General features: G+C 50.2%; 31 protein-coding genes. 15 read left to right on the top strand and 16 right to left on the bottom strand.

Annotation, left to right across the window (positions count from 1 at the left end):
• The first annotated feature begins 70 nt into the window (after positions 1 to 70).
• The 3 genes from sppA (at position 71) to pncA (ending at position 3,722) form a co-directional block, all read left to right on the top strand.
• Complete coding sequence (gene sppA, locus J4685_RS00415) at positions 71 to 1,927, top strand: signal peptide peptidase SppA (RefSeq protein WP_001259874.1); 1,857 nt, start codon at positions 71 to 73, stop codon at positions 1,925 to 1,927.
• Positions 1,928 to 2,022: 95 nt separating this feature from the next.
• Positions 2,023 to 3,039 (top strand): asparaginase, encoded by a 1,017-nt coding sequence (ansA, locus tag J4685_RS00410; RefSeq protein ID WP_001170132.1) that lies wholly within the window; start codon positions 2,023 to 2,025, stop codon positions 3,037 to 3,039.
• 26 nt (positions 3,040 to 3,065) lie between these two features.
• Positions 3,066 to 3,722, top strand: coding sequence for a bifunctional nicotinamidase/pyrazinamidase (gene pncA, locus J4685_RS00405; RefSeq protein WP_000184700.1), 657 nt, complete (start codon positions 3,066 to 3,068; stop codon positions 3,720 to 3,722).
• Positions 3,723 to 4,072: 350 nt separating this feature from the next.
• Here pncA and J4685_RS00400 read toward each other — a convergent pair whose 3' ends face one another.
• Both J4685_RS00400 and msrB read right to left on the bottom strand, forming a co-directional pair.
• Positions 4,073 to 4,351, bottom strand: a complete 279-nt coding sequence (locus J4685_RS00400) for a YeaC family protein (protein ID WP_001046861.1) — start codon at positions 4,349 to 4,351, stop codon at positions 4,073 to 4,075.
• Between the two features lie 41 nt (positions 4,352 to 4,392).
• Positions 4,393 to 4,806: a peptide-methionine (R)-S-oxide reductase MsrB gene (gene msrB / locus J4685_RS00395; RefSeq protein ID WP_001519539.1), complete on the bottom strand. Its 414-nt coding sequence runs from the start codon at positions 4,804 to 4,806 to the stop codon at positions 4,393 to 4,395.
• A gap of 341 nt (positions 4,807 to 5,147) precedes the next feature.
• On the opposite strand from msrB, the gene gapA reads away from it, so the two are divergent.
• Complete coding sequence (gapA, locus tag J4685_RS00390) at positions 5,148 to 6,143, top strand: glyceraldehyde-3-phosphate dehydrogenase (protein WP_000153505.1); 996 nt, start codon at positions 5,148 to 5,150, stop codon at positions 6,141 to 6,143.
• A gap of 328 nt (positions 6,144 to 6,471) precedes the next feature.
• Positions 6,472 to 7,356, top strand: a complete 885-nt coding sequence (locus tag J4685_RS00385) for a D-hexose-6-phosphate mutarotase (RefSeq protein ID WP_000608662.1) — start codon at positions 6,472 to 6,474, stop codon at positions 7,354 to 7,356.
• Between the two features lie 98 nt (positions 7,357 to 7,454).
• Here the strand turns inward: J4685_RS00385 and J4685_RS00380 are convergent, their stop codons facing one another.
• From J4685_RS00380 to J4685_RS00370, 3 genes are all read right to left on the bottom strand, one after another.
• A complete protein-coding gene (locus J4685_RS00380; RefSeq protein ID WP_000843751.1) occupies positions 7,455 to 8,312 on the bottom strand; it encodes an aldo/keto reductase in 858 nt (285 codons plus the stop codon).
• Between the two features lie 96 nt (positions 8,313 to 8,408).
• Positions 8,409 to 9,605 (bottom strand): anaerobic sulfatase maturase, encoded by a 1,197-nt coding sequence (locus J4685_RS00375; RefSeq protein ID WP_000029239.1) that lies wholly within the window; start codon positions 9,603 to 9,605, stop codon positions 8,409 to 8,411.
• 289 nt (positions 9,606 to 9,894) lie between these two features.
• Entirely contained in the window at positions 9,895 to 10,641 is a 747-nt protein-coding gene (locus tag J4685_RS00370; RefSeq protein WP_000163759.1) for a MipA/OmpV family protein, read from the bottom strand.
• A gap of 425 nt (positions 10,642 to 11,066) precedes the next feature.
• Between J4685_RS00370 and yeaG the strand changes: the two genes are divergently transcribed.
• Positions 11,067 to 13,001, top strand: a complete 1,935-nt coding sequence (gene yeaG, locus J4685_RS00365) for a protein kinase YeaG (protein WP_012532511.1) — start codon at positions 11,067 to 11,069, stop codon at positions 12,999 to 13,001.
• 122 nt (positions 13,002 to 13,123) lie between these two features.
• Positions 13,124 to 14,410 carry a YeaH/YhbH family protein gene (locus tag J4685_RS00360; protein WP_000219716.1) on the top strand — a complete coding sequence of 429 codons (1,287 nt, stop codon included), beginning with the start codon at positions 13,124 to 13,126 and terminating at the stop codon, positions 14,408 to 14,410.
• A 153-nt stretch (positions 14,411 to 14,563) separates the two neighbouring features.
• On the opposite strand, the gene J4685_RS00355 is transcribed toward J4685_RS00360, so the two are convergent.
• Complete coding sequence (locus tag J4685_RS00355) at positions 14,564 to 14,782, bottom strand: hypothetical protein (RefSeq protein WP_000976279.1); 219 nt, start codon at positions 14,780 to 14,782, stop codon at positions 14,564 to 14,566.
• Between the two features lie 298 nt (positions 14,783 to 15,080).
• Here J4685_RS00355 and dgcJ point away from each other — a divergent pair, with 298 nt between their 5' ends.
• Positions 15,081 to 16,574, top strand: coding sequence for a diguanylate cyclase DgcJ (dgcJ, locus tag J4685_RS00350; protein ID WP_001048660.1), 1,494 nt, complete (start codon positions 15,081 to 15,083; stop codon positions 16,572 to 16,574).
• A gap of 49 nt (positions 16,575 to 16,623) precedes the next feature.
• Positions 16,624 to 17,142, top strand: a complete 519-nt coding sequence (locus tag J4685_RS00345) for a YbaK/prolyl-tRNA synthetase associated domain-containing protein (protein WP_162467023.1) — start codon at positions 16,624 to 16,626, stop codon at positions 17,140 to 17,142.
• Here the strand turns inward: J4685_RS00345 and yoaI are convergent.
• Positions 17,139 to 17,246, bottom strand: a complete 108-nt coding sequence (gene yoaI, locus J4685_RS00340) for a small membrane protein YoaI (RefSeq protein ID WP_000272239.1) — start codon at positions 17,244 to 17,246, stop codon at positions 17,139 to 17,141. The genes J4685_RS00345 and yoaI overlap by 4 nt on opposite strands.
• A 205-nt stretch (positions 17,247 to 17,451) precedes the next feature.
• Between yoaI and J4685_RS00335 the strand changes: the two genes are divergently transcribed.
• Positions 17,452 to 17,898 (top strand): DUF441 domain-containing protein, encoded by a 447-nt coding sequence (locus J4685_RS00335; RefSeq protein WP_000460698.1) that lies wholly within the window; start codon positions 17,452 to 17,454, stop codon positions 17,896 to 17,898.
• Here the strand turns inward: J4685_RS00335 and J4685_RS00330 are convergent.
• On the bottom strand, positions 17,878 to 18,672 hold the full coding sequence (locus J4685_RS00330; protein ID WP_000579798.1) for an AraC family transcriptional regulator: 795 nt from the start codon (positions 18,670 to 18,672) through the stop codon (positions 17,878 to 17,880). The genes J4685_RS00335 and J4685_RS00330 overlap by 21 nt on opposite strands.
• A 100-nt stretch (positions 18,673 to 18,772) precedes the next feature.
• On the opposite strand from J4685_RS00330, the gene J4685_RS00325 reads away from it, so the two are divergent.
• Positions 18,773 to 19,957 carry a CynX/NimT family MFS transporter gene (locus tag J4685_RS00325; RefSeq protein WP_000205341.1) on the top strand — a complete coding sequence of 395 codons (1,185 nt, stop codon included), beginning with the start codon at positions 18,773 to 18,775 and terminating at the stop codon, positions 19,955 to 19,957.
• Positions 19,958 to 20,075: 118 nt separating this feature from the next.
• Positions 20,076 to 20,423 (top strand): DUF488 domain-containing protein, encoded by a 348-nt coding sequence (locus J4685_RS00320; RefSeq protein ID WP_001222527.1) that lies wholly within the window; start codon positions 20,076 to 20,078, stop codon positions 20,421 to 20,423.
• Here J4685_RS00320 and J4685_RS00315 read toward each other — a convergent pair.
• Positions 20,409 to 20,720, bottom strand: coding sequence for a hypothetical protein (locus J4685_RS00315; protein ID WP_000487135.1), 312 nt, complete (start codon positions 20,718 to 20,720; stop codon positions 20,409 to 20,411). The genes J4685_RS00320 and J4685_RS00315 overlap by 15 nt on opposite strands.
• Before the next feature lie 68 nt (positions 20,721 to 20,788).
• The gene (locus J4685_RS00310; RefSeq protein ID WP_000673489.1) at positions 20,789 to 21,040 is read right to left on the bottom strand and encodes a DUF333 domain-containing protein; all 252 of its coding nucleotides are present in this window, start codon (positions 21,038 to 21,040) and stop codon (positions 20,789 to 20,791) included.
• A 195-nt stretch (positions 21,041 to 21,235) separates the two neighbouring features.
• Here J4685_RS00310 and J4685_RS00305 point away from each other — a divergent pair, with 195 nt between their 5' ends.
• Complete coding sequence (locus tag J4685_RS00305; RefSeq protein WP_001589065.1) at positions 21,236 to 21,334, top strand: YoaK family small membrane protein; 99 nt, start codon at positions 21,236 to 21,238, stop codon at positions 21,332 to 21,334.
• A gap of 138 nt (positions 21,335 to 21,472) precedes the next feature.
• Here J4685_RS00305 and J4685_RS00300 read toward each other — a convergent pair whose 3' ends face one another.
• The 6 genes from J4685_RS00300 to J4685_RS00275 form a co-directional block, all read right to left on the bottom strand.
• Positions 21,473 to 21,721 (bottom strand): GlsB/YeaQ/YmgE family stress response membrane protein, encoded by a 249-nt coding sequence (locus J4685_RS00300; RefSeq protein ID WP_000512149.1) that lies wholly within the window; start codon positions 21,719 to 21,721, stop codon positions 21,473 to 21,475.
• A gap of 313 nt (positions 21,722 to 22,034) precedes the next feature.
• Positions 22,035 to 22,676, bottom strand: coding sequence for a hypothetical protein (locus tag J4685_RS00295; RefSeq protein ID WP_001532438.1), 642 nt, complete (start codon positions 22,674 to 22,676; stop codon positions 22,035 to 22,037).
• Between the two features lie 229 nt (positions 22,677 to 22,905).
• Positions 22,906 to 23,088: a DUF1869 domain-containing protein gene (locus J4685_RS00290; protein ID WP_000513733.1), complete on the bottom strand. Its 183-nt coding sequence runs from the start codon at positions 23,086 to 23,088 to the stop codon at positions 22,906 to 22,908.
• Positions 23,089 to 23,090: 2 nt separating this feature from the next.
• Positions 23,091 to 23,453 (bottom strand): DUF1971 domain-containing protein YeaR, encoded by a 363-nt coding sequence (gene yeaR / locus J4685_RS00285; protein WP_001248993.1) that lies wholly within the window; start codon positions 23,451 to 23,453, stop codon positions 23,091 to 23,093.
• Positions 23,454 to 23,626: 173 nt separating this feature from the next.
• The gene (gene leuE / locus J4685_RS00280; protein ID WP_000457190.1) at positions 23,627 to 24,265 is read right to left on the bottom strand and encodes a leucine efflux protein LeuE; all 639 of its coding nucleotides are present in this window, start codon (positions 24,263 to 24,265) and stop codon (positions 23,627 to 23,629) included.
• 196 nt (positions 24,266 to 24,461) lie between these two features.
• On the bottom strand, positions 24,462 to 25,007 hold the full coding sequence (locus J4685_RS00275) for a chorismate mutase (protein ID WP_000617983.1): 546 nt from the start codon (positions 25,005 to 25,007) through the stop codon (positions 24,462 to 24,464).
• A gap of 82 nt (positions 25,008 to 25,089) precedes the next feature.
• Between J4685_RS00275 and J4685_RS00270 the strand changes: the two genes are divergently transcribed.
• Positions 25,090 to 25,245, top strand: a complete 156-nt coding sequence (locus J4685_RS00270; RefSeq protein ID WP_000908466.1) for a hypothetical protein — start codon at positions 25,090 to 25,092, stop codon at positions 25,243 to 25,245.
• A gap of 78 nt (positions 25,246 to 25,323) precedes the next feature.
• Positions 25,324 to 25,572, top strand: a complete 249-nt coding sequence (locus J4685_RS00265) for a biofilm/acid-resistance regulator YmgB/AriR (protein ID WP_000208086.1) — start codon at positions 25,324 to 25,326, stop codon at positions 25,570 to 25,572.
• The last annotated feature ends 31 nt before the right edge of the window (positions 25,573 to 25,603 follow it).

Genomic DNA, 25,603 nt, shown 5'->3' with positions numbered 1-25,603 from the left:
TACGATAGCCACATCTTAATGCTTTATCCTCACCAAGGTATAAGCGTTGTTACTCTGATAGGGAGAATACATGCGAACCCTGTGGCGATTTATTGCCGGATTTTTTAAATGGACGTGGCGAGTGTTGAACTTCGTCCGTGAAATGGTACTCAACCTGTTCTTTATTTTTTTGGTTCTGGTGGGCGTTGGGATCTGGATGCAGATCGGTAACGGCAGCAACAGTGAGCAAACCGCGCGCGGCGCTCTGCTGCTGGATATTTCCGGCGTCATTGTGGATAAACCGTCTACCAATCACCGTCTGGGCGCGCTGGGTCGCCAGTTATTTGGCGCCAGCTCCGACCGTCTGCAGGAAAACTCCCTGTTTGACATCGTCAACGCTATTCGTCAGGCGAAAGATGACCGTAACATCACGGGTATCGTTCTGGATCTGAAAAACTTCACCGGCGCCGATCAGCCGTCAATGCGCTATATCGGTAAAGCGCTGCGCGAATTCCGCGACAGCGGCAAACCGGTTTTTGCCGTGGGTGAAAACTACAGCCAGGGTCAGTATTACCTCGCCAGTTTCGCTAATAAAATTTGGCTTTCCCCACAGGGTCAGGTAGATCTTCACGGCTTCGCTACGAATGGCCTGTACTACAAAACGCTGCTGGATAAACTGAAAGTCTCTACCCACGTTTTCCGGGTCGGCACCTATAAATCCGCCGTCGAGCCGTTTATCCGCGACGATATGTCGCCCGCCGCCCGCGAGGCCGACAGCCGCTGGATAGGCGAACTGTGGCAGAACTACCTGCATACCGTTTCTGCCAATCGCCAGATTTCGCCGCAACAACTCTTCCCCGGCGCGCAGGCTATTATCGACGGGTTAACCAGCGTGGGCGGCGACACCGCCAAATATGCGCTCGACCATAAACTGGTGGACGCCCTCGCCTCCAGCGCAGATGTTGAAAAAGCGCTGACGAAGCAGTTTGGCTGGAGTAAAACCGAAAATAACTATCGCGCGATCAGCTATTACGATTATTCGCTGAAAACGCCTGCGGATACCGGCGGTACTATTGCGGTTATTTTCGCCAATGGCGCGATTATGGATGGCGAAGAAACGCCAGGGAATGTCGGCGGCGACACTACGGCATCGCAGATCCGCGACGCACGCCTTGATCCTAAAGTGAAAGCGATTGTGCTGCGCGTCAATAGCCCAGGCGGTAGCGTCAACGCCTCCGAAGTTATCCGCGCCGAACTGGCGGCGGCAAGAGCGGCTGGCAAACCGGTGGTGGTCTCAATGGGCGGCATGGCGGCCTCCGGCGGTTACTGGATCTCTACGCCGGCAAACTATATCGTGGCCAGCCCCAGCACGCTGACGGGTTCAATTGGCATTTTCGGCGTAATTAATACGGTAGAAAACAGCCTGTCGTCGATTGGCGTACACAGCGACGGCGTTTCCACCTCGCCGCTGGCGGATATTTCGATGACCAAAGCGCTGTCACCGGAAGTGCAGCAGATGATGCAACTCAGTATTGAGTACGGCTACAAACGCTTTATCACGCTGGTGGCAGACGCGCGTAAGCGTACGCCGGAGCAGATTGACAAAATCGCTCAAGGCCATGTCTGGACCGGAGAAGACGCGAAAGCCAATGGTCTGGTGGACAGTCTCGGCGACTTTGACGACGCCGTCGCCAAAGCGGCGGAGCTGGCGAAACTGAAACAGTGGCATCTTGATTACTATCAGGACGAACCGACGGTCCTTGATATGGTCATGGACAGTATGACCGGATCAGTACGCGCCATGCTGCCGGAGGCCATTCAGGCGATGCTCCCGGCGCCGCTCGTTTCCGCCGCCAACACGGTGAAGGCCGAGGGGGATAAACTGGCGGCATTTAACGATCCGCAAAACCGTTATGCGTTCTGTTTGACTTGCGCGAACGTTCGCTAATGCTTCATCAATAGCCATACCGGATGGCGGCGTCTGCTCATAGCCGCCATCCGATAATCATTAATACGTCCTTCGCGACACGACTGAACATTATCATGCAAAAGAAATCAATTTACGTTGCCTATACCGGCGGCACTATCGGTATGCAGCGCTCAGATAAAGGGTATATCCCGGTGTCCGGGCACCTTCAGCGTCAACTGGCGCTGATGCCGGAATTCCACCGCCCGGAGATGCCGGATTTTACCATCCATGAATATGCCCCGCTGATGGATTCATCAGATATGACGCCGGAAGACTGGCAGCATATCGCTGCAGATATCAAAGCGCACTACGATGAGTATGACGGTTTTGTTATTCTGCACGGCACCGACACGATGGCGTTTACCGCATCGGCGCTCTCTTTCATGCTGGAAAATCTGGGCAAACCGGTCATTGTGACAGGGTCACAAATTCCGCTGGCTGAGCTGCGCTCCGACGGGCAAATTAATTTGCTGAATGCGCTTTATGTCGCCGCCAACTATCCTATTAATGAAGTAACGCTGTTTTTTAATAATCGTCTGTTCCGCGGCAATCGCACGACCAAAGCCCATGCGGATGGTTTTGACGCTTTTGCCTCTCCTAATCTGCCGCCCTTGCTGGAAGCAGGAATTCACATTCGCCGTTTAAATACGCCTCCCGCGCCCTACGGTTCTGGTGAATTAATCGTTCACCCTATTACGCCGCAGCCGATAGGCGTAGTGACGATTTATCCGGGGATTTCCGCCGAGGTAGTACGTAACTTTCTGCGTCAGCCGGTAAAAGCGCTGATTCTGCGCTCTTATGGCGTAGGCAACGCGCCGCAAAATAAAGCGTTTTTACAGGAGCTGAAAGAGGCCAGTTCGCGCGGCATCGTGGTGGTTAACCTGACGCAATGCATGTCAGGGCGAGTCAATATGGGCGGGTACGCTACCGGTAATGCGCTGGCGCACGCTGGCGTGATTGGCGGTGCCGATATGACCGTCGAAGCTACCTTAACCAAACTGCATTATTTGTTAAGCCAGGATCTGGACACTCAGGCGATTCGTAGCGCGATGGCGCAAAACTTGCGTGGTGAATTGACGCCGGATGATTAAAAAATCCCGACGACAAGGAGAAGATAATGACAAACCGGGCCTTATTACTGGTCGACTTGCAAAATGACTTTTGCGCCGGCGGCGCGCTGGCTGTAGCGGAAGGCGACAGCACCATCGACATCGCCAACGCTCTTATTGACTGGTGCCAGCCCCGGCAGATTCCGGTGCTGGCCAGCCAGGACTGGCATCCCGCGCAGCATGGCAGCTTCGCCAGCCAGCATCAGGCGGAACCCTATAGACAGGGAAAGCTGGACGGGCTGCCGCAAACGCTCTGGCCGGATCACTGCGTTCAACATACCGACGGCGCGGCGTTACATCCCCTGCTTAACCAACATGCGATTGACGCCTGTATCTATAAGGGTGAAAACCCGCTGATTGATAGCTACAGCGCGTTTTTTGACAACGAACATCGGCAGAAAACTACCCTTGATACCTGGCTTCGCGAGCATGACGTTACCGAGCTTATCGTGATGGGGTTGGCGACCGATTACTGCGTAAAATTTACGGTGCTGGATGCGCTAGAGTTGGGCTATGCCGTTAACGTTATCACCGATGGCTGTCGCGGCGTGAATATTCACCCGCAGGATAGCGCACACGCGTTTATGGAGATGGCGGCGGCAGGCGCAACGCTGTATACGCTGGCAGACTGGGAAGAGACGCAGGGCCAGGCTATCGCCAGGTAGCGGAGCAGGTATCGTATCCGGTCAATACATCACGCAACGGTGAGACCATTGCATAGATCTTTGGGCCGGATACGTCACGTCAGCGTCGCTACCAGGCAAAGCTCAACGCAGGCTGGAGAGCGCTTCTAACGAAACAGATTAAAAAGCGCGGGCTGGCCGGCGCAATGTTCTGGGAATAGGCCGCCAATGACAATAATCAGTTAGCGAAACAGTTGGCGGACTCGCTGGACATTAAGCGTAATGGGTAAAAATATGGCGGGCCTGTGCCTGACAGCAATGAGCAGGCCCGGTAAGCACAACGCATTGGCAATTAAACCACCGGATGGCGACTACCTCTTATCCGGCTGCCGTTACTGCATTTTCAATGTCGCAATCGGCTTTGACGTAATACCGAAATCCGCTTTGAACTGCTGCTTGCTTTTCATCACCATCTGACCGTGAGTATCGATCGTCATATGTTGCGCTTCGGTATTGTGCCGCGCCTGCCATAGCATCACCAGTTGCAGGCTGTTTTCTTTCTGTTCCGGCGTCAACGCCACGCCATCCGGCCATTTACCCAGCTCAACGGCGGTGGATAAACGTTGATACACTTCCGGCGTCATGCTGTTAATGATCTCATCAAGATTCATGATGTGTCCGCTCCTGTGGAATAATTTGCTGAATCGTTTTTTCAGCCTTTCAGTTGATCGCCGTTTTTCTCGTCAGAAAAGGCCAGCGAGGCCGAGTTAACGCAATAGCGCTCACCGGTTGGCTGCGGCCCGTCCGGGAAAACGTGTCCGAGATGCGCATCGCAGTTACCGCAACGAATTTCGACACGCTGCATGCCATGAGAAAAATCGTCTATGTAACGAATCGCCTCTTCGCTGACAGGCTGGTAAAAGCTAGGCCAGCCGCAGCCTGAATCGTATTTGGTGTGGGAGTGAAAAAGCGGCGTATCACAGACCAGGCAGTGATAAACCCCATCGCGTTTATTATGTAGCAGGCGTCCGGTAAATGGCGGTTCTGTGCCACGATCCTGCGTCACATAGAATTGCATTTCGGACAATTTTTTCTTGAGTTCTTCTGCTGAAGGTTGGTTAGCCATTTGCTCACATCTCACTTTAAACGTGCTCACATTGCCTGACCGATTCTAACAAAACATTAACACCTCAGTACCAACTTTTGTTCTAAACTTGATCATTGCGAAATGGCGGCTCACGAATCGTGACTGATGTCACATTATTATCTCGGTTGCCCTTTAAAATTCGGGGCGGCGCCCCCATGTGGTTTCAAGCTGAAAGGAAGAGTGAGGCGAATCAGCCGCGCAAAGGTTGTGCAGAGGATTGATTTGTCGCAATGATTGACACGATTCCGCTTGACGCTGCGTAAGGTTTTTGTAATTTTACAGGCAACCTTTTATTCACTAACAAATAGCTGGTGGAATATATGACTATCAAAGTAGGTATCAACGGTTTTGGCCGTATCGGTCGCATTGTTTTCCGTGCTGCTCAGAAACGTTCTGACATCGAGATCGTTGCAATCAACGACCTGTTAGACGCAGAGTACATGGCATACATGCTGAAATATGACTCCACTCACGGCCGTTTCGACGGTACTGTTGAAGTGAAAGACGGTCATCTGATCGTTAACGGTAAAAAAATCCGTGTTACCGCTGAACGCGATCCGGCTAACCTGAAATGGGACGAAGTTGGTGTTGACGTAGTGGCTGAAGCTACCGGTATCTTCCTGACTGACGAAACCGCGCGTAAACACATCACCGCTGGCGCGAAAAAAGTGGTTCTGACGGGTCCGTCTAAAGACAACACCCCAATGTTTGTTAAAGGCGCTAACTTTGACAAATACGAAGGCCAGGACATCGTTTCCAACGCTTCCTGCACCACCAACTGCCTGGCGCCGCTGGCTAAAGTTATCAACGACAACTTCGGCATCATCGAAGGTCTGATGACTACTGTTCACGCGACTACCGCAACCCAGAAAACCGTTGACGGCCCGTCTCACAAAGACTGGCGCGGCGGCCGCGGCGCATCTCAGAACATCATCCCGTCCTCTACTGGCGCTGCTAAAGCGGTAGGTAAAGTACTGCCGGAACTGAATGGCAAACTGACTGGTATGGCGTTCCGCGTTCCGACTCCGAACGTATCCGTTGTTGACCTGACCGTTCGTCTGGAAAAAGCGGCTACCTACGAGCAGATCAAAGCTGCTGTTAAAGCTGCTGCCGAAGGCGAAATGAAAGGCGTTCTGGGTTACACCGAAGACGACGTTGTATCTACCGATTTCAACGGCGAAGTATGCACTTCCGTGTTCGATGCTAAAGCAGGCATCGCGCTGAACGACAACTTCGTGAAACTGGTCTCCTGGTACGATAACGAAACCGGTTACTCCAACAAAGTACTGGACCTGATTGCTCACATCTCCAAATAAGTTGAGATGACACAGTCATTGGTAAGAGCGACTCAGGTCGCTCTTTTTTTTGCTTAAAGATATACCCGTCATACTTCAAGTTGCAGGTGTGTTGGCTATGCTTTCTCACCCGAATCACTGACGGAAGTCGAACTTATCGGGATGAATCAGGGATGCCCCTGACCGAAGGTTACCTACGGTTGTTCAAATTCGTTCCCGATGAATTTGTCGTTCACTTGCCGCGTTACTCGGCCTGCGGCCTCGCCTCTACGGGCCAGCGCAAGCACTGGTCAAGGCACAAGCGCCTTGTCATGCAACTCGAATTATTTAGGGTTAAGAGGATTGCGTAATGATTAATAAAATTTTTGCCCTCCCGGTTATCGAACAGCTTACCCCTGTCCTTTCCCGTCGTCAGCTTGATGACCTGGATCTGATCGTCGTTGACCATCCGCAGGTTAAAGCCTCTTTTGCATTACAGGGCGCGCACCTTCTCTCCTGGAAACCCGTTGGCGAGGAAGAGGTATTGTGGCTCAGTAATAATACGCCTTTCAAAACCGGCGTGGCGCTACGCGGCGGTGTACCGATCTGCTGGCCCTGGTTTGGACCTGCGGCTCAACAGGGTCTGCCGTCACACGGCTTTGCGCGTAATCTACCGTGGGCGCTAAAAGCGCATAATGAAGATGATAATGGCGTAATGCTGACATTTGAGCTGCAAAGCAGTGAGGCCACCCGGAAATACTGGCCGCACGATTTCACGCTGCTGGCACGTTTTAAAGTGGGCAAAACCTGTGAAATTGAACTGGAAGCGCATGGCGAGTTTGCAACCACATCCGCGCTCCACAGCTATTTTAACGTTGGCGACATCGCCAACGTTAAGGTCAGCGGACTCGGCGATCGGTTTATTGATAAAGTTAACGACGCTAAAGAAGGTGTCCTGACCGACGGTATACAAACCTTTCCGGACCGTACCGATCGCGTTTACCTCAATCCTGAAGCATGTAGCGTGATCCACGATGCGACATTAAACCGCACGATTGATGTGGTCCACCACCATCACCTTAACGTCGTAGGCTGGAACCCTGGCCCGGCGTTGTCCGTTAGCATGGGCGACATGCCGGATGACGGCTATAAAACGTTTGTCTGCGTTGAAACGGTTTACGCTACTGCGCCGCAACAAGCCACAGAAGAAAAACCCTCTCGTCTGGCGCAGACTATCTGCGTCGCTAAACGCTAAAAGTGAATGGATAATGGCGTTGCTATAGGATCTGAAAGGCGTCAGCCGCCATCAGGCATGACCTGCCGGATGGCGGCGCTTACACATTTTATCCGGCGTCACACCATATCCAACGCGGTTTTCCCCTTTGGCGCAGGCCAGGCGTTGTCCAGTAAGGCAAGTTCGTTTGCTGACAAGGCGATCTCAAGCGCCGCCGCATTTTGCTTCACGTGTTCTGTACTTCCGGCTTTCGGGATCGCCATCACGCCCGGATGCGCAATCACCCACGTCAGTAAGATTTGCGCCGCCGTAGCGTTATGCGCTTGCGCAATTTCATTCACCACCGGATGATTCAGTAAACCGCTACGTAACCGGCCAGCCTGCGCCAGCGGGCTATAGGCCATCACTGGCATTCGCTGTTGTTGACACCACGGCAATAAATCATACTCAATACCGCGTGACGCCAGATGATAGAGCACCTGATTTGTCGCGCATTGCTGTCCCCCGGGGATGCGCCACAGCGCCTGCATATCGTCATAATCAAGATTAGAAACTCCCCAACGGCGAATTTTCCCCTGCGCGATTAGCCGCTCCATACCTTCAACGGTCTCTTCGAATGAAAAGCTTCCGGCCCAGTGCAATAGATAGAGATCGAGATAATCTGTTTTCAGACGACGCAGGCTTTCCTCACAGGCGGCAACTATCTTCTGGCCGCCAGCGTTCCACGGGTACACTTTTGACACCAGAAATGCCTCATCGCGTCGCCCTGCCAGCGCCTCGCCCACGACCTTTTCCGCCCCGCCGTCGGCATACATTTCCGCCGTATCAATAAGGCGTAACCCCAAATCCAGCCCCGCGCGCAGCGCCGAAACCTCGCGCTGACGTTGATCCGCGCGCTCGCCCATATACCATGTTCCCTGTCCGATGGCAGGAAGCGTCACCTGCCCGCAAAACGTTACGTTTTTCACTGATTTCATTTCCTTTTCAATGTCACTCGACGGTAAAACAATACAGGACTCTTAGACCCTACGGTAATGTCCGGCATCATACCGCGCAAGGGGGCTATTTTCTTGTCACTGACGAACGTCATCCGCAATCATGTCGACGATGCGGGTAATATGCGCGGCGGGTCGCTGATTCAGTAATAATTGACGCATCACATTCATATAGGGCGTCACATGGTGAAAGAACTCCAGATATCCTTTACAGAGATAATTTTGCCGTTCGCCGCCGTCCATACAAATTCGATGTTTCGGACAACCGCCGTGACAGGCAAAGCACCACGTACAGTTCTGGCAGCGTGAGGAAAGGTTTGCTTTAGCCGCGCCAAACTGCTGCTGAAAAGGAGAGGCCGCCATTTCTTCTAAAGAGTGTTGCTGCAGATTGCCCAGTTTATAGGCGGGAAAAACAAAATGGTCGCAGCTAAACACGTCGCCATTCTGCTCCACCAGCAAACTTTGCCCGCAGGTCGACTGCATCGTACAAAGCGTGGCGAGCTCCCCCATCCAGACGCCAAGTAAGTTGTCAAAAAGCTGTACGAATATGCGTCCGACATCGTGACGTATCCATTGATCAAAAACATCGCACATAAAGGCGCCCCACCCTTCAGGCGTGACGGAAAAGGGCATCAGCGAAGGCGAATCCTCATTGTCAGATAACGTCAAAGAACGCTGCGCTTTTTGCGCGAGCGGCTCAACAATGGGAATAAATTGCAGGTGTTTACTTTCCAGTTCCTGCGTCAAAAAATGATAAATAGCGTTGCCATGACGGCATGATGCATCATTCACGACAGTGAGCGTATTGAACTCGACATCATTTGCCTGCAGAAGGCGGATAGCATTAACGACTCGGGAAAAAGACGCCCGCCCTGACGGCGTTCTCCGGTAATTATCATGAACGACTTGCGGCCCATCAATCGATATACCAATCAGGAACTGGTGCTGCGCAAAGAAAGCCGCCCACTCTTCATTGATTAATACGCCATTGGTTTGCAGACTGTTGTAAATAGTTTTGCCGTTGGCATAGCGTTGCTGCAAGCACACCACTTTTTGATAAAAAGAAAGACCGCATAGCGTCGGCTCTCCCCCCTGCCAACAAAACGAGACCTCTGATAATGGCGTATCATCAATTACCCGGCGGATATACGTCTCCAGCACATCGTCAGACATGACGCGCTGGCCCCGGGGTTTATCAAGATAGAAACAGTACTTGCAGGATAAGTTACACAGACTGCCGCTGGGCTTGGCCACGGTATTGAATACTATGCTCATTCGTCTTACTCGCTGTGAAGAATGGGTATAGCATAAGCGGGACGTGACAGGGCGATATCAGCCAGCATTGCAACAATTATTACGCTAATTGTTAGTGCAGTTGTAATAACCTGGATTTTTCATATAAAAGGCTAGTTTTTTAAATTGATGTAACAAAGTATAAATCACGTAAGGCTGCGCCATACCCGGTCAACAGCGCATTTATGCAAGCCGCCATGTTCGCGTTTCAGACAGCACAAAGCCCGCATAACGCAGGCTTTGTCATGGTTTTTCCGGCAAATTCAATCAATCAGAATCTATAGGTCACGCCAGTAGAAAGGATACCGGTCCAGGATTTATCCACCATCGGGCTGTCGGTAATTTCATCCGACAGGCGGGTGTAGCGCGCAGTACCATATACGCTCCAGTTACCGGCGAAATTATAGTTAGCGCTCAGTTCAAGATACGGGTTCCAGCTATCGTTCGGGTTATAGCCGCGCAGGCCGCTACGCGAAGATTCTTTACGTGATACGCCATAATAGTAATCGTTCTGGTTCTCGCTATTCCATTCAACCCCGATACCTGGCGTTAAGGTCAGCCCGCCATTGGTATACCGATACAGCCAGGCCAGATCCCAGACAATACCGTTACTGTTATCTAACGTATCCCCTGCCAGTGAGGTACGCAGGAATCCATACTGGGTGTGGTGCGCGTAAGAAACGCCCGCCATCATAGTACTTTTACGCCTGTCCAGACGACGCAACTGATGGTCATCGCTGTCGCCCGGTTTGAAGTACATCGGGGACCAGTATGCCATGATTGACAACTTATCGGCATTGTCATTCCACAAGTAGTACCCGCCGCCCAGACCACGGAACCAGAAGTTTTCGCTTTCATAAGCGATGACCGGTATCGGATAAACATCGCTATCGTAATCTTTATAAGGGTGTTCAACCACACCAACGCCTGCGCCCAACGTCAGGTTGCTTTCAGCGTGCGCGACGCTGGCGAATGTTGCAATAAACACGCCAAGAGCCAGAAGTTTAAGTTTGGTCACAATCCATAATTCCTTATTCAAATGTTCTGCGGCAAAAGTGTAACCGCCAATACCTGTAAGCCCAACTATTTTACACAATGTAACCGTTTAATATCACCACCACCGATTATTTTCAGATGATCGGCTGATGATCGTTATGTGACCGGGAACGCTTTTTCTGATATCCACCAGCCTTTTCTACCTGATGAGTTATTGATATGTCATCGAAATCCACTGACGCGTACAGGCAAGTTTTGCAAATGCCATCTACGCTTAATGTTAAGAAGGTGTATCACCGGACACGTTGATCTTCTGACCAATAAAATGGCATGAGAGTTGCTTTTTTTCCTTAGCAGAGACGGCGTTCAGTCTACTTCTTCCGGGAGCCTCTACTATTCATATGAACGGCTCTTAACATGTGCGAAAAAACGAAAGGATGGCATATCATGAATATATTCGATCACTATCGCCAGCGTTACGAAGCTGCCAAGGACGAAGAGTTCACACTGCAGGATTTTCTTACCATTTGTCGGCAAGATCGCAGTGCTTATGCCAACGCGGCAGAGCGGCTATTAATGGCTATCGGCGAGCCTAATATGGTCGACACTGCCCAGGAACCCCGACTTTCCCGACTCTTCTCCAACCGGGTTATTGCTCGCTATCCTGCGTTTGAAGAGTTTTACGGCATGGAAGACGCGATTGAACAGATTGTCTCTTATCTGAAACATGCGGCGCAAGGGCTGGAAGAGAAGAAGCAAATTCTCTATTTGCTGGGACCTGTGGGGGGTGGCAAATCATCGCTCGCTGAACGGCTAAAATCGCTAATGCAGCGCGTGCCAATTTATGTTTTAAGCGCCAACGGCGAGCGTAGTCCGGTCAACGATCATCCGTTATGCCTGTTTAATCCGCAGGAAGACGCGCAGATTCTGGAAAAAGAGTACGGTATTCCGCGCCGCTATCTCGGTACGATTATGTCCCCGTGGGCGGCCAAACGCCTGCATGAGTTTGGCGGCGATATTACTAAATTCCGCGTGGTGAAAGTCTGGCCCTCCATTCTGGAGCAGATTGCCATCGCCAAAACGGAACCCGGCGATGAAAACAACCAGGATATTTCGGCGCTGGTCGGCAAGGTGGATATTCGTAAACTCGAACATCACGCCCAGAACGATCCGGATGCGTATGGTTACTCTGGCGCGCTGTGCCGCGCTAACCAGGGGATCATGGAGTTCGTCGAGATGTTTAAAGCGCCTATTAAGGTGCTGCACCCCTTGCTGACCGCAACTCAGGAAGGTAACTACAATGGCACGGAAGGTATTTCCGCCCTGCCCTTTAATGGCATCATACTTGCCCACTCAAACGAATCTGAATGGGTGACTTTCCGTAACAATAAAAATAACGAAGCGTTCCTCGACCGTGTCTATATTGTGAAGGTGCCTTATTGCCTGCGAATCTCCGAAGAGATCAAAATCTACGAGAAACTACTTAATCATAGCGAGCTGGCTCATGCGCCCTGCGCGCCGGGCACATTGGAAACGCTTTCGCGCTTCTCGATTCTTTCCCGCCTGAAAGAGCCGGAAAATTCCAGTATTTACTCGAAAATGCGCGTTTATGACGGTGAAAGCCTGAAAGATACCGCCCCCAAAGCTAAATCGTACCAGGAGTATCGCGACTATGCGGGTGTGGACGAAGGGATGAACGGTCTCTCCACCCGATTCGCCTTTAAGATCCTCTCCCGCGTATTCAACTTCGACCATACAGAAGTGGCGGCAAACCCGGTACATCTGTTCTACGTTCTGGAACAACAAATCGAGCGCGAGCAGTTCCCGCAGGAGCAAGCTGAGCGTTATCTGGAGTTCCTGAAAGGCTACCTGATCCCGAAATACGCCGAATTTATCGGCAAGGAGATCCAGACGGCCTATCTCGAATCTTACTCTGAGTACGGGCAGAACATTTTTGATCGTTACGTGACTTATGCGGATTTCTGGATTCAGGATCAGGAGTATCGCGACCCAGATACCGGTCAACTGTTCGATCGCGAGTCGCTGAACGCCGAACTGGAAAAAATTGAAAAACCAGCGGGTATCAGTAACCCGAAAGATTTCCGTAATGAGATAGTAAACTTTGTCCTGCGCGCCAGAGCCAACAATAGCGGCCGTAATCCAAACTGGACCAGTTACGAGAAGCTGCGCACGGTGATTGAGAAAAAAATGTTCTCTAATACTGAAGAGCTGTTGCCGGTCATTTCTTTTAACGCCAAAACGTCGACTGACGAGCAGAAAAAGCATGACGACTTTGTCGATCGGATGATGGAAAAAGGGTATACCCGTAAGCAGGTTCGTTTGCTGTGCGAGTGGTACCTGCGCGTGCGTAAATCGTCGTGATGTTAATGCCCGGTGGCGCTTGCGCTTACCGGGCCTACAAAGTAATGTTCTGTAGACTGGCTAAGCATTAGCGCTATCCGGCACTGACAGAACAGGCGCTCAGTTGGCAGTACGGGGGGCATATGACCTGGTTCATAGACCGACGTCTTAACGGCAAAAATAAAAGCACGGTGAATCGCCAGCGCTTTTTGCGCCGTTATAAAGCACAAATTAAGCAGTCGATTTCCGAAGCGATTAATAAACGCTCTGTGACCGATGTCGACAGCGGAGAGTCCGTCTCTATTCCAACCGATGATATTAGCGAACCGATGTTTCATCAGGGGCGCGGCGGTCTGCGCCATCGCGTCCATCCGGGTAACGATCACTTTATCCAGAATGATCGCATTGAGCGTCCGCAAGGCGGTGGCGGCGGCGGTTCCGGCAGCGGTCAAGGTCAGGCCAGCCAGGACGGCGAAGGCCAGGATGAGTTTGTTTTTCAGATTTCAAAAGATGAGTATCTGGATCTGCTCTTTGAAGATTTAGCGCTGCCTAATCTGAAGAAAAACCAGCATCGCCAGCTTAACGAGTATAAAACTCACCGCGCCGGTTTCACCTCAAACGGCGTACCGGCCAATATCAGCGTGGTACGTTCGCTACAAAACTCTCTGGCGCGCCGTACAGCAATGACGGCAGGAAAACGCCGCGAACTGCACGCGCTGGAAACGGAACTGGAGACCATCAGCAAAAGCGAACCAGCGCAACTGCTTGAAGAGGAGCGGTTACGTCGGGAGATTGCCGAACTACGGGCTAAAATCGAGCGAGTGCCGTTTATCGACACTTTTGATTTACGCTATAAAAATTATGAAAAACGACCTGAGCCCTCCAGCCAGGCGGTGATGTTCTGTCTGATGGACGTCTCGGGTTCGATGGACCAGGCAACCAAAGATATGGCCAAGCGTTTTTACATTCTGCTTTATCTGTTTTTGAGCCGAACGTATAAGAACGTAGAAGTGGTTTATATCCGCCACCATACCCAGGCGAAGGAAGTGGATGAACATGAGTTCTTTTATTCGCAAGAGACCGGCGGGACGATTGTCTCCAACGCGCTTAAACTCATGGACGAAGTGGTTAAAGAGCGCTACGACCCCGGTCAGTGGAACATCTATGCGGCGCAAGCGTCAGACGGTGATAACTGGGCCGACGATTCACCGCTGTGTCATGAGATTCTGGCGAAAAAGCTGCTGCCGGTAGTGCGCTATTACAGCTATATCGAGATTACCCGCCGCGCCCACCAGACCTTATGGCGCGAGTATGAACATCTGCAGGCGACGTTCGATAACTTCGCCATGCAGCATATTCGCGATCAGGAGGATATTTATCCGGTATTCCGCGAATTGTTTCAGAAACAGAGCGCCAATCAAAGTGCATAACCCTAAACCTGCCCGTTGTTATTACGGGCAGGTTTATTAGCAACTTAACGTTCACCCTTCGCAACTGATATCATTATTCGCGTATAGCATGAATAAAGCTGTTCTGACCTATGTTACAAATTGATTCGTTAGCGCTATGCCTTTGCGTTAATATTACAAACACCACGGCCATTCCATGCCTGGCAACGGCGGCAACTCCATACCATCTGGATCAAAGAGAGTACACCAGTGTACATGTTCACCAACGGGCTTAACTTCAGCTACTGGAACTCTTTCAGGCGCCTGGTCGTCTGCCATAACCGATGAGGAAAAACCCGCAGCCAATAGTGTAAAAAGCGAGATAGCAGCCATTTCTTTCAACTTTTTCATCATTCCCCCTACAGGAATAAGAGAATAAATAGATTATCCTTACCGCTCGACGCTCCTTTCACGGTAATAATAATGGTTTTCCTATTTTTAAAAGAAATAACGTAACATCGTTACCTGAAATTTACTTTCGCTACCATTAATAACCATTGAAAATATCAACACATCGAATTATTGCCGTAATTAAACCGAGAATGATTTTTATTCCATAACATCAACGCGTTTTATTTTTAAACAGTCTATTAGAGGAATTCTCATCGCTATGGTAAACTAACGCATCCGACTTTCAGGGCTGTAGTTCATCATGAATTTGCATCATAAAGCGCTCAGGCACTTTATCTCGGCAAGCGTCATCGTTTTGACATCGTCCTTCCTGATTTACGAACTTATTGCCAGCGACAGGGCAATGAATGCCTATATGCGTTATATCATGGAGAGAGCCGATTCGTCGTTTTTGTACGATAAGTACCAGAATCAGAGCATCGCCGCACATTTGATGCGAACTTTTGAAGCACCGGGAGACCCCGTCACCGCAGAAAAACGCCGCGCGTTTTGCGACGCCTTTGAGGCTATTAACGGTACGCACGGTGTCAACCTGACCCGGCATAATTATCCGGCGCTACATGGTACCCTGCAAACCGCCGCTACACAGTGTACCGATAATCTTGATGACGCCCTTTTACTGCCTGCATTTGATCAGGCGGTAAGCATCAACCGTTCGCAGGACGACCACAGTCACGGGTTGGGCACACTGGAGCTTAAATTCCGTTATTACGTTGATTTAAATAAACATTATGTCTATTTCTATGATTTAATCAACTCACGGCGCTTCGCCATGCATCGTTGGACTTTTTTACAAAAAGGCACAATGGGTATTAACAGAAAAGATATAGATAAACTTTTTACCGGCCGTACGGTTATTTCAAGTATTTACATGGATGATATTACCCAGGAAAACGTCATGAGCTTTTTAACGCCAGTCTATCTGGCGGGAACGTTAAAAGGTATCGTGATGGTGGATGTTAACCAGGATAATTTAAAAAATATTTTTTATACCCAGGACCGTCCGCTGGTTTGGCGTTATCTTAACGTAACACTAAAGGACATGGACTCCGGAAAAGAAATTCTTATTAATCAAAGCAAAAATAATCTGTTTCAATATGTGAATTATAGCCATGATATCCCTGGTGGACTGCGCGTTTCGTTGTCCCTTGATTTAACCTATTTCCTTGTCTCGTCCTGGAAAGCGCTGGCCTTTTACTTACTGGCAACGGCGCTCCTGCTTAATATGGTACGGATGCACTTTCGGCTTTATCGCAACGTCACACGCGAAAATATTAGCGATGCCATGACCGGGCTTTACAACCGTAAAATATTAACACCGGTGCTGGAACAGCGATTGCAACGCCTGGTCAATGCCGGGACGCCGGTAACATTTGTCGCTATTGATTGCGACAGGTTAAAACTGATCAACGATACCCAGGGGCACCGGGAAGGCGACCGAATCATTACCCTGTTAGCGAAAGCGATTAAAACATCGATTCGTAAAAGCGATTACGCCATTCGCCTCGGCGGCGATGAGTTCTGTATTATTCTTGTTGATTACGCGGCGGATTTGGCTATCCATCTGCCGGAGCGTATTATTCGTAACCTGCAAATTATCGCACCGGATAAGACAGTCCATTTTTCCGCCGGGATTTATAATATGCAGCCCAATGATACGATTAATGATGCCTACCAGGCTTCCGATGCGCAGCTCTATCTGAACAAACAACAAAAACAACATCGTTCATCATAGTGCTTCGCAGTAAATGTTCATATTGCACCAGGAGTGAGAAATGGCCGAAATGACTGAAGTCGCGAAGGGTATTGCTACACACCAACGTTTAGTGGCTTTATTAACCCAGGAAAACGCGCGCTATCGTGTGGTGAGCCATGAAGCGGTAGGAAAATGCGAAGCGGTATCTGAAATACGCGGTACTGCGCTGGACCAGGGCGCAAAAGCGCTGGTCTGTAAAGTCAAAGGCAACGGCGTAAACCAGCACGTTCTTGCTATTCTGGCGGCCGATCAGCAAGCCGACCTCTCTCAGCTTGCTTCACATCTGGGCGGCTTACGCGCTTCCCTTGCCAGCCCGGCGGAAGTCGATATGCTGACCGGCTGCGTTTTTGGCGCGATCCCGCCTTTCAGTTTTCACCCTAATCTGAAACTGGTCGCCGATCCGCTCCTGTTTGAGCGTTTCGATGAAATTGCCTTTAATGCCGGCCTGCTGGAAAAATCAGTCATTATGAATACACAGGACTATCTGCGCATCGCCCGACCAGAACTGGCAGTCTTCCGCCGCTTTCAGTCATCGCCAACGGCTTAGTCCCCTTCCCCTTCAAGGAGCAATACAGACACAACGATAATGATAAAAATGGCGAAAAACGACGCCGTAATCATCAGCGCTTCAAGAAACGGTGGATCGTACATAATTGTATCCTCAGGAAGACAACAATGACGGTTCACCTGTTAGCAATACGCGGCGTTGATGACAATTTAATGATAACGCCGTTTTTCACGTAGAGATTGTCTTTCAGGCAGTTGCCTGAAATCCGCATCAATCGTTAAAAAGGCCTGTGCGCTTTCCCGTTTGGGCGTAAAGTAGTCAGGCTTACTTTTTGGCAAGGAAACCATAATGTTTGATGTCACTCTGCTGATCCTGCTCGGACTGGCAGCTCTGGGATTTATCAGCCACAACACCACTGTCGCCGTCTCAATTCTGGTGCTGATTATTGTCCGCGTAACCCCGTTGAATACCTTTTTTCCCTGGATTGAAAAACAGGGACTCACCGTCGGGATTATCATTCTGACCATCGGCGTAATGGCTCCCATCGCCAGCGGAACCCTACCGCCCTCCACATTGATCCACTCTTTTGTGAACTGGAAATCGCTGGTCGCGATTGCCGTCGGCGTTTTCGTCTCCTGGCTGGGTGGTCGCGGCATTACGCTGATGGGAAACCAACCGCAGCTCGTCGCCGGGCTGCTGGTCGGTACGGTACTTGGCGTCGCGCTGTTTCGCGGCGTGCCGGTCGGCCCACTGATTGCGGCGGGGCTGGTCTCTTTAATTGTGGGGAAGCAGTAACTCGCCCGTCAGATACTGGCCTGGCGTCTGCCCCAGGCCTTTTTTAAACATGGTAATGAATGCCGTGGTGGAATCATAACCCAGCATTTGCGCCGTCTGTTGTACATTACGCCCCGCGATCAGCGCTTGTAGCGCCAGAATTAATTGCAACTGATGACGCCAGCGACGAAAGCTTAGTCCCGTCTCTTTGACGACCAGCCGGGCAAGGTTACGCTCGCTCATCGCGAATACGCTGGCCCACTGCCCTAACGTATTCCATCGCGCGGGCTCCTGCGCCATTGTCTCAACCATTTGGCGAATTTTAGGATGCCCCGATACCGGTAATTGCAATTGTTCCTGCGGCTGCTGCGGCAGTTCATCAAACAACACCTGAATAAGGCGCTGCGTTGGCATTTGCGCTCTTTCGGAATCGGTTCTGCGCGCCAGCGACAAAATCAACTCCCGGCATAACGGCGAAATTTTCAGCGTGCAGCAACGCTCCGGCATGACGACCGCTGCAGGTTCAATAAATAAAAAGCACAGTTCCGCCCCTGCGGTCACATGATTACTGTGCGGCAGCGAGCCGGGGAGCCAGACGGCATACTGGGGCGGAACCATCCACATCGCATTTTCCACCTCGCAGGTAATCGCGCCGTGCAGAGCGAGAATCAACTGTCCCTTGCGATGCTGATGGCGAGGGCTAAACAGTTCATCATCCCTGGCGCGAATACAAAAGGCCACAGCGGCATCGTGGTGAAGGTCGGGATCGTAACCGTCCAGTCTCAGACCAATCATTATATTGTCCGATTTTAGCGATAAATTGTCATTTTAGCTTGATTCATCCAAACAGTAAAAACTGTTAAGGTATCGCCTCGCCTGACAAGATGAGAAAACGATGACGACAGCCCTTTCACCACGCGGCAAACAGGGCGCTTTACTGATTGCCGGTATTTTGATGATAGCCACTACGCTACGTGTAACATTTACCGGCGCTGCGCCGTTGCTGGAGACAATCCGTTCGGATTACGGTCTTTCCACCGCCCAGACGGGCCTGCTAACAACCTTGCCGCTTCTGGCGTTTGCACTGGTTTCGCCGCTGGCGGCCGGTATTGCCCGCCGGTTTGGGATGGAACGCAGTCTGTTTGCCGCAATGCTGCTGATTTGCGCGGGTATTGCTCTCCGCTCCCTGCCCTCCGCTGCATTGTTGTTTGCCGGAACTGCCATTATTGGGTGCGGGATAGCGCTGGGTAATGTGCTGCTACCAGGATTGATTAAGCGCGATTTTTCACAACATGTCGCCAGGCTGACGGGCGCGTACTCATTGACGATGGGCGCCGCCGCCGCGTTGGGGTCTGCGCTGGTGGTTCCGCTGGCGTTGCACGGTTTTGGCTGGCGCGGCGCGCTGTTAATGCTGATGCTGTTTCCGCTGTTGGCGTTTCTTATCTGGTTGCCGCAGTGGCGCACTACCCGCTCAGCTAACCTGAGTAGCTCCCGGGCATTACATGAACGCGGTATCTGGCGTTCGCCTTTAGCCTGGCAAGTTACGTTGTTTCTGGGACTTAACTCACTGATTTATTATGTAATTATCGGCTGGTTACCAACAATACTCATCAGCCACGGTTACAGCGAAGCACAGGCAGGATCGCTACATGGCCTGCTGCAACTGGCGACCGCGGCGCCTGGGTTAGCTATTCCGCTTATTTTGCATCGCTTTAACGATCAACGCTGGATTGCCGCGCTGGTCTCACTATTGTGCGCAGTGGGCGCGGCGGGGCTTTGGTTTGTGCCGGGCCAGGCGATCATCTGGACGCTACTGTTCGGCTTCGGTTCAGGCGCGACGATGATCCTCGGCCTGACGTTTATCGGCCTGCGCGCCAGTTCGGCGCATCAGGCGGCGGCGCTTTCCGGCATGGCGCAGTCGGTCGGGTATTTACTGGCGGCATGTGGGCCGCCCGTCATGGGAAAACTTCATGATGCCAGCGGTAGCTGGTATCTACCGCTGTCAGGCGTGACGGTTCTGGCTATCATCATGGCGATTTTCGGCCTCTACGCCGGACGCGATCGAGAGATAGCGTCATAAATAAACCTGATACCCACTTGAATGCCTGATGACGCTTCGTTTATCAGGCCTGATCCATTAAAATCATTACCGCTATCCGACAAAAGTACCGTAAGCGACACCATCACAGGAGGGAAAAATGCGAATCCAGTGTAAGCGCGTCTATTTCCCGGCGGAAAAAGACGATGGTTATCGGGTATTGGTTGACAGGCTATGGCCACGCGGCATTAAAAAAGCAGCGCTGGTCTATGATGAATGGAATAAGGCCATTACGCCCTCCACCGAATTGCGCAAAGCCTTTCATAGCGAACTGATTGATTTTAACCACTTCGCGCAGCAATACCGGGCAGAACTTGCACAACAGCATCAAGAAGGCAAACGGCTGGCGGATATTGCCCGACACCAACCGCTAACGTTGCTATACGCCGCTAAAGATACTCGCCAGAACCATGCCATTGTGCTGGCAGAGTGGCTACGAGAGCTGTGATTGTCGTGCCGCCGCCTGGCCTGGTTGTCTGTCCGGGGACAACGGCATCAAATGTTCTGCTCGCACCCAGGCAAAACCGTGCTGACCATCGGCGGAGGCTACGTCGCCCGTGACCAGCCACAGCGCCCGAGGCGCTTCTTTCGGCAGTAAGGTGACGTGTCCATTTACTGGATTAATGAATTCATCTCCGGGTTGGCACAGGCAAAATAGCTCAACCGATTTACCAATATTCCGCCGTCCGGCGGTTGTCTTAGCGCCAATAACTATTGCCAACGCGCCCGGCTTTAACTGAAACATATTTTCTTGCGCCGCATGAAACTCATTATCAGATTGTTCTTAATCATATCCCGTCGGACCGCAGGTTGTCACTTTTTCGTATCAGGGTGCTCTCTGCGCCATAATGTCCACTCATCAATGATTTCGCCATTGGGCAATTTGCAATCGGAACGCACGCCTTGTGGGGTCTGCACCGGCATCAGCGTACCGCCTTGTTGCTCACAATAGACGGCTGCCGGATTAGGCATCCCAATACGCGGCGGCTTGGGGGCGTTGGGTTGCGACGATGAACAAGCGCTCAGCAGCAATACGCCTGGCAACGCAATCCACGTAAATTTCATAACGACTCCTTAAAGCGATATTTTGTCCAGGATAACCTGGCGGGTACGCTATTTCCATACTTTCTGTCAGCGCTTTAGTGGGTGTTTATCCCGGGTTAAGTCAGTAATAACCACGCCCTGTCACAAAGCAACCGACCTTTTGTCGCTGAGAAAACCCTGCTATTCTGGCGCCCCCTGAACAGTGAAGGTAATAGCATGAGAGTGGGTATCCTCTTCCCTGTCGTCATTTTCATTACGGCAATATTATTTTTGGCATGGTTTTTTATTGGCGGTTACGCCGCGCCGGGAGCATAACCATGAGGAAAACAACGATGGTGTTGATGGGCATCGCGCTAATTGCGGTGGCGGGTACCGAACTGGGCTGGTGGTAAATTCATTTTGAATAATAAAGGCTACCTGTCGTAGCCTTTATTATCTCTGAAAGTTCTGCGTTTAGCTTTTGATTTTTCTGTAGATTAACAGCACGACAATCGCGCCGATCACCGCGACTGCAAAGCTGCCGAAGTTGAAACCATCCACTTTGCCAAAGCCAAAGAACGTACTGATCCATCCTCCGACTACCGCACCAACGATCCCCAGAATGATCGTCATAAAGAATCCGCCGCCATCTTTACCTGGCATGATCCACTTAGCCAAAATACCCGCAATAAGTCCAAAAATAATCCATGAAAGAATGCCCATTTTTTCCTCACTTATGTCTTAACGTTAGCGGTTTATTTGCCGTTAAAAAGAATAGCACATCGTCAGGAAAGTGAAGTTTGTGATATCCATCACCTTTTAGCGCCGTGGATAAAAGCGCATAAATATCAGGGTTGCAATCATTAATGATAACGATTATCTTTATCAACACCGAGTAGTTGAGTTTATAACCCACCTGTTCGGTACGACATTGCTCACATTGCTTCCAGTATTATTTGCCCGCCTCACCGAGTGCGGGCTTTTTTTGCTAACCGCTATCTATCCCATGTCGAATTCATGGTCTTTTTCAGCCGCGCTATTTTGCGTGATACGGGGTCATCTCCAGCGCAGTACATTCATCCTGCTTGTCCTGCTGCATAAACACCACGGTCACCATAAACAAACCGATCATAAATGGCACTTCATAAAGCTCTTCAATCAAATCTGTGTAACGAGCGTTATGCAGGAATATCGGCGACAACCACCGATGATGCTCGACAGTGTCGGAAATCAGATATGAACATGCCGTCACGGTAAACAGCCACAATGGCAGAGGAGCGTCCCGTAGGCGACGAACAATCTCCTTACGTAGCCCGGCAGAAAACAGGACTGGCAAGACTAACGCAGCAATTAATATCACTGAAATCGTTCTGAACAGCATACGCGGCTCGTCAGGGAAATAGTCACGCCCCCAACTGGTGCTTCTACCCAATAGCACCACCCACCAGACAACAGCCCATAGCCAAAACTGCTTTGCCCCTTCGGGACGGGAAAGTGGCCGTATATACCAGGCGGTAAATAGCGCCCCAAACAGTAACCATAACGCTTGTCCGTTTTCAATCCATCGGACCACCACGCCGTTAAGCAAAGGCAATTGCCAGTCCGCCGTAAACGGGATGACCACAGCGGCAAGCGCAAGAGTAAGTGCTGACGAAGTTAATCGGGTATCGAGTTTCATGATTATAAGACTCTTCTGGTTTTTAATACCCAATCATAAGTTTTATGAATACGCTCTCATTAGCAAACAATGCGATATTCTTAATGTTTTCTTAATGTTTCTTTTCAACCCATGTCTGATGTAAATAAACAGCGCTTTTCAATACGCAAAAACCGCATCACGCTGGCGACGCGCGATGCGGCTTCTGATTTAAAAAATCACTTTATATCAAATAGATACTACAAGATCCTTACCAACCGCAAACGTCGTGTTCGTTTTCGGTATCGTAGGAACGCACGGTATTGACCAAATCCTTCACAACTTCTGCTGCAACTTCAGGTACCAGCAACGTCATCGGTGCTTCCGTTTCATAGTCCACAGAGACGCCGTTGCTATTATTCGTGACCGTGACGGTATAAGTGGCTTTTCCCATTATTATTCTCTCCCGGCATGAATGACTTTTCGTGAGGTCGCCCCTTCCATCAGTACTTCCGGCGCGACAAAAAAGTCGATGTTAAAATAGGTATCATCCGTCATGACCTCAATATTGTGCCACTTTTCCGGAGGAAACACGCCAAACTCGCCGGCATTGATCACCATGATCTCTTCCGGCTCAGAGCAATGTTCATCAGCGTATCCGAGATATTTGACCGCCCCCTGCATCACCGAGAGGCGAGGATAAACGCCGGGTCGCGTTCCCTTATCAAGGTGGCGTTCGAAAATTCCGGCAGGCGCCGTCTCTTTGTTCCAGAATGGCGTGGAACGTGTATGAATATGATTTTGTGGAATTTGCCGCATTTGCTTCCCTCTTCACGCAGGTTACTCAGCGATAATCTCATCGCTGTCGTAAAAAGGTTACGCTCCAAAAACAGTATTTTAAATACCATTTATTGGTTACTATTTTGCTGTTTTCCACGCAATAAAACCGAAAGGAGAGCAATGACCCGCCGTTGACGACGGGTCCGGGAGGGTTAAGACTGGAGCGTTGCCAGGCGGGCGGCAAACCCGACGAAAAGAAGGCCAATCAAAGAATTGCCCACTTTTGCCAGTTTCTTTTTGGTACCAATATAGTGGGTTACAAAAGCGCCAGAAAGAATTAAAAAGCTCAGATAGCAAAAACTGACGATTTCAAGGGTGGTGGCCAAAATAAAAAATGACACACCAGTATGCGGCGCAGTAACATCAATAAATTGCACAAAAAAGGAAACATAAAAAAGTATGGCTTTAGGATTCGTCAGGCTAAGAATTAAAGCACGCTTAAAAATAGCGCCAAAAGGAACTACCGTTTCCGTCGCCGCACGCCCTTTTGAGGTCAGAGTGGCGTAAAGGATTTTTGCGCCAAGGTAGAGCAGATAAAACGCGCCGAGATAGCGAACAATGTTAAACAGAACCGGCGTTGTTTTGATCAGCGTCGCCACGCCCGCATACGCCAGAAACATTAATATCGCATCGCCGATAAACACGCCGCATGCGGCAAGATATCCTCCTTTAACCCCGCGCCCCACGCTATTTTTAAGCACAAAAAGCGTATTCGGCCCCGGTACCAGAACGATAAAAATCGCCCCGACCAGGTACGTCCAATAATTCAGAACACCATACTCCGCGAACACATTAACCTCTTCCTGAAAACATTTACGCTTAGCTGCGAAACAGTATGCTAACGAATGCACCGAAAGATGGGAAGCGAAACCACGTCTCTCCAGCCGCTATTCCGCCACGCTTATATCCCCATCACCCAAAAACGTTCTTTATATCGCGCCCCCGCAGGCAATCACCAGGTATTGGCCCACGTTTCCTCATGGGGGATTAACGCGCGCGTCGCACCAAAGATAGGGCTGCCAACACATCACTGATATCGCTCTCATTCAGATTCGGCGCATTAAAGTGCGTTCTCAGCCACACCATATCCTCATGGCTGAAAGCGCCGACCATCAGGCGCTGGCTGATAATGATCAACATTTGATTATCAAGTTGTCGAATACGTTGCCGGGTGACCGACAAGGTTTGTATCGGAAAGGAGGGTTCTGGGCCGGTTCGCCACTGCGCTAAATAGCGGTACTGTATCGCTTTACTGGCATCCATTAGCGAACGAATAAAAGGGGTTATCGAATGCGGGTCCAGACCGTTATTTTTCGCTTCTTCTTCAGCCTCGGCAAAAACATTTTGTTCACGTGTGAAATCCTCTATCGGCAGATGGTGCTTCATTTTATAAGCAGCCACATCTTTCATTAATAACATGCGTTCATTGAGCGCGGTTAAGAGCGCGCCAAGCGATACCGACGTTACCGAATCGGCAAAAGTGGTGCTGCACATCAATAAAGAACAAAGAAAAATGGCGATATGACGAATCATTAATCAACCTCCTTTTACGGAGGCCTGACAGTAATTTACCTTTATTAAGATAACATTAAGTAATTATTACAGATGGGTATTAATGCTTATTCGTTTAAACTGGAGTGAGAAAAAAGAACAGGCCGTTGATTCTGCGGAATCTTCACCTTCATTTAAAGTGTATAAAATATACAACAAATCACACAAATGTGATGCGCATCACGTTTTTATGATTTTTTATTACAGTTTTATGATATAGGTCTAACTTTAATAGGTCACTAATTTCTCTCCCCCGCTCAGGGAGATCGGCTTCAATTTACATCGAATATGGTGAAATATGACTACCATTACACTAGTCAACGAACAAAATAGTACTGGCAATCCTTTTTCTGCACATATGTTATGTGAACAGCGAGCTATTCAGGAAATTACTTACGAACTATTGCAATCGCAGCAGCATGTCTCAAATAAGGATATCATCGCCAAACTTATTGAAAAACTGGAAACAGAAAAAGACGTAGTGCAGCTTGATATTTACCGTAATGCCTTAGAAGCCGTTTTGTTTCAGACACCTGACGACATCTAATATATACCCAAAATAATTCGAGTTGCTTAAA

Origin of the sequence: Salmonella sp. 32100201201700099SM (assembly GCF_017572645.1) — a bacterium.
Taxonomy (GTDB): Bacteria; Pseudomonadota; Gammaproteobacteria; order Enterobacterales; family Enterobacteriaceae; genus Salmonella; species Salmonella enterica.
This window is presented reverse-complemented; position numbering and strand designations above follow the sequence as displayed.

What these genes read in the sequence shown, in the direction of transcription:
- J4685_RS00290 (WP_000513733.1), bottom strand. Translation starts at nt 23,088, where the DNA reads ATGGGAAAAGCCACTTATACCGTCACGGTCACGAATAATAGCAACGGC.
- J4685_RS00330 (WP_000579798.1), bottom strand. Translation starts at nt 18,672, where the DNA reads ATGATTGGTCTGAGACTGGACGGTTACGATCCCGACCTTCACCACGAT.
- msrB (WP_001519539.1), bottom strand. Translation starts at nt 4,806, where the DNA reads ATGGCTAACCAACCTTCAGCAGAAGAACTCAAGAAAAAATTGTCCGAA.
- J4685_RS00265 (WP_000208086.1), top strand. Translation starts at nt 25,324, where the DNA reads ATGACTACCATTACACTAGTCAACGAACAAAATAGTACTGGCAATCCT.
- J4685_RS00400 (WP_001046861.1), bottom strand. Translation starts at nt 4,351, where the DNA reads ATGAATCTTGATGAGATCATTAACAGCATGACGCCGGAAGTGTATCAA.
- J4685_RS00385 (WP_000608662.1), top strand. Translation starts at nt 6,472, where the DNA reads ATGATTAATAAAATTTTTGCCCTCCCGGTTATCGAACAGCTTACCCCT.
- yeaR (WP_001248993.1), bottom strand. Translation starts at nt 23,453, where the DNA reads ATGCGGCAAATTCCACAAAATCATATTCATACACGTTCCACGCCATTC.
- yoaI (WP_000272239.1), bottom strand. Translation starts at nt 17,246, where the DNA reads ATGTACGATCCACCGTTTCTTGAAGCGCTGATGATTACGGCGTCGTTT.
- J4685_RS00345 (WP_162467023.1), top strand. Translation starts at nt 16,624, where the DNA reads ATGACTGAAGTCGCGAAGGGTATTGCTACACACCAACGTTTAGTGGCT.
- dgcJ (WP_001048660.1), top strand. Translation starts at nt 15,081, where the DNA reads ATGAATTTGCATCATAAAGCGCTCAGGCACTTTATCTCGGCAAGCGTC.
- pncA (WP_000184700.1), top strand. Translation starts at nt 3,066, where the DNA reads ATGACAAACCGGGCCTTATTACTGGTCGACTTGCAAAATGACTTTTGC.
- ansA (WP_001170132.1), top strand. Translation starts at nt 2,023, where the DNA reads ATGCAAAAGAAATCAATTTACGTTGCCTATACCGGCGGCACTATCGGT.
- J4685_RS00295 (WP_001532438.1), bottom strand. Translation starts at nt 22,676, where the DNA reads ATGAAACTCGATACCCGATTAACTTCGTCAGCACTTACTCTTGCGCTT.
- sppA (WP_001259874.1), top strand. Translation starts at nt 71, where the DNA reads ATGCGAACCCTGTGGCGATTTATTGCCGGATTTTTTAAATGGACGTGG.
- J4685_RS00375 (WP_000029239.1), bottom strand. Translation starts at nt 9,605, where the DNA reads ATGAGCATAGTATTCAATACCGTGGCCAAGCCCAGCGGCAGTCTGTGT.
- J4685_RS00335 (WP_000460698.1), top strand. Translation starts at nt 17,452, where the DNA reads ATGTTTGATGTCACTCTGCTGATCCTGCTCGGACTGGCAGCTCTGGGA.
- J4685_RS00310 (WP_000673489.1), bottom strand. Translation starts at nt 21,040, where the DNA reads ATGAAATTTACGTGGATTGCGTTGCCAGGCGTATTGCTGCTGAGCGCT.
- J4685_RS00380 (WP_000843751.1), bottom strand. Translation starts at nt 8,312, where the DNA reads ATGAAATCAGTGAAAAACGTAACGTTTTGCGGGCAGGTGACGCTTCCT.
- J4685_RS00360 (WP_000219716.1), top strand. Translation starts at nt 13,124, where the DNA reads ATGACCTGGTTCATAGACCGACGTCTTAACGGCAAAAATAAAAGCACG.
- J4685_RS00325 (WP_000205341.1), top strand. Translation starts at nt 18,773, where the DNA reads ATGACGACAGCCCTTTCACCACGCGGCAAACAGGGCGCTTTACTGATT.
- yeaG (WP_012532511.1), top strand. Translation starts at nt 11,067, where the DNA reads ATGAATATATTCGATCACTATCGCCAGCGTTACGAAGCTGCCAAGGAC.
- J4685_RS00305 (WP_001589065.1), top strand. Translation starts at nt 21,236, where the DNA reads ATGAGAGTGGGTATCCTCTTCCCTGTCGTCATTTTCATTACGGCAATA.
- J4685_RS00355 (WP_000976279.1), bottom strand. Translation starts at nt 14,782, where the DNA reads ATGATGAAAAAGTTGAAAGAAATGGCTGCTATCTCGCTTTTTACACTA.
- J4685_RS00275 (WP_000617983.1), bottom strand. Translation starts at nt 25,007, where the DNA reads ATGATTCGTCATATCGCCATTTTTCTTTGTTCTTTATTGATGTGCAGC.
- J4685_RS00300 (WP_000512149.1), bottom strand. Translation starts at nt 21,721, where the DNA reads ATGGGCATTCTTTCATGGATTATTTTTGGACTTATTGCGGGTATTTTG.
- gapA (WP_000153505.1), top strand. Translation starts at nt 5,148, where the DNA reads ATGACTATCAAAGTAGGTATCAACGGTTTTGGCCGTATCGGTCGCATT.
- J4685_RS00270 (WP_000908466.1), top strand. Translation starts at nt 25,090, where the DNA reads ATGCTTATTCGTTTAAACTGGAGTGAGAAAAAAGAACAGGCCGTTGAT.
- J4685_RS00315 (WP_000487135.1), bottom strand. Translation starts at nt 20,720, where the DNA reads ATGTTTCAGTTAAAGCCGGGCGCGTTGGCAATAGTTATTGGCGCTAAG.
- J4685_RS00320 (WP_001222527.1), top strand. Translation starts at nt 20,076, where the DNA reads ATGCGAATCCAGTGTAAGCGCGTCTATTTCCCGGCGGAAAAAGACGAT.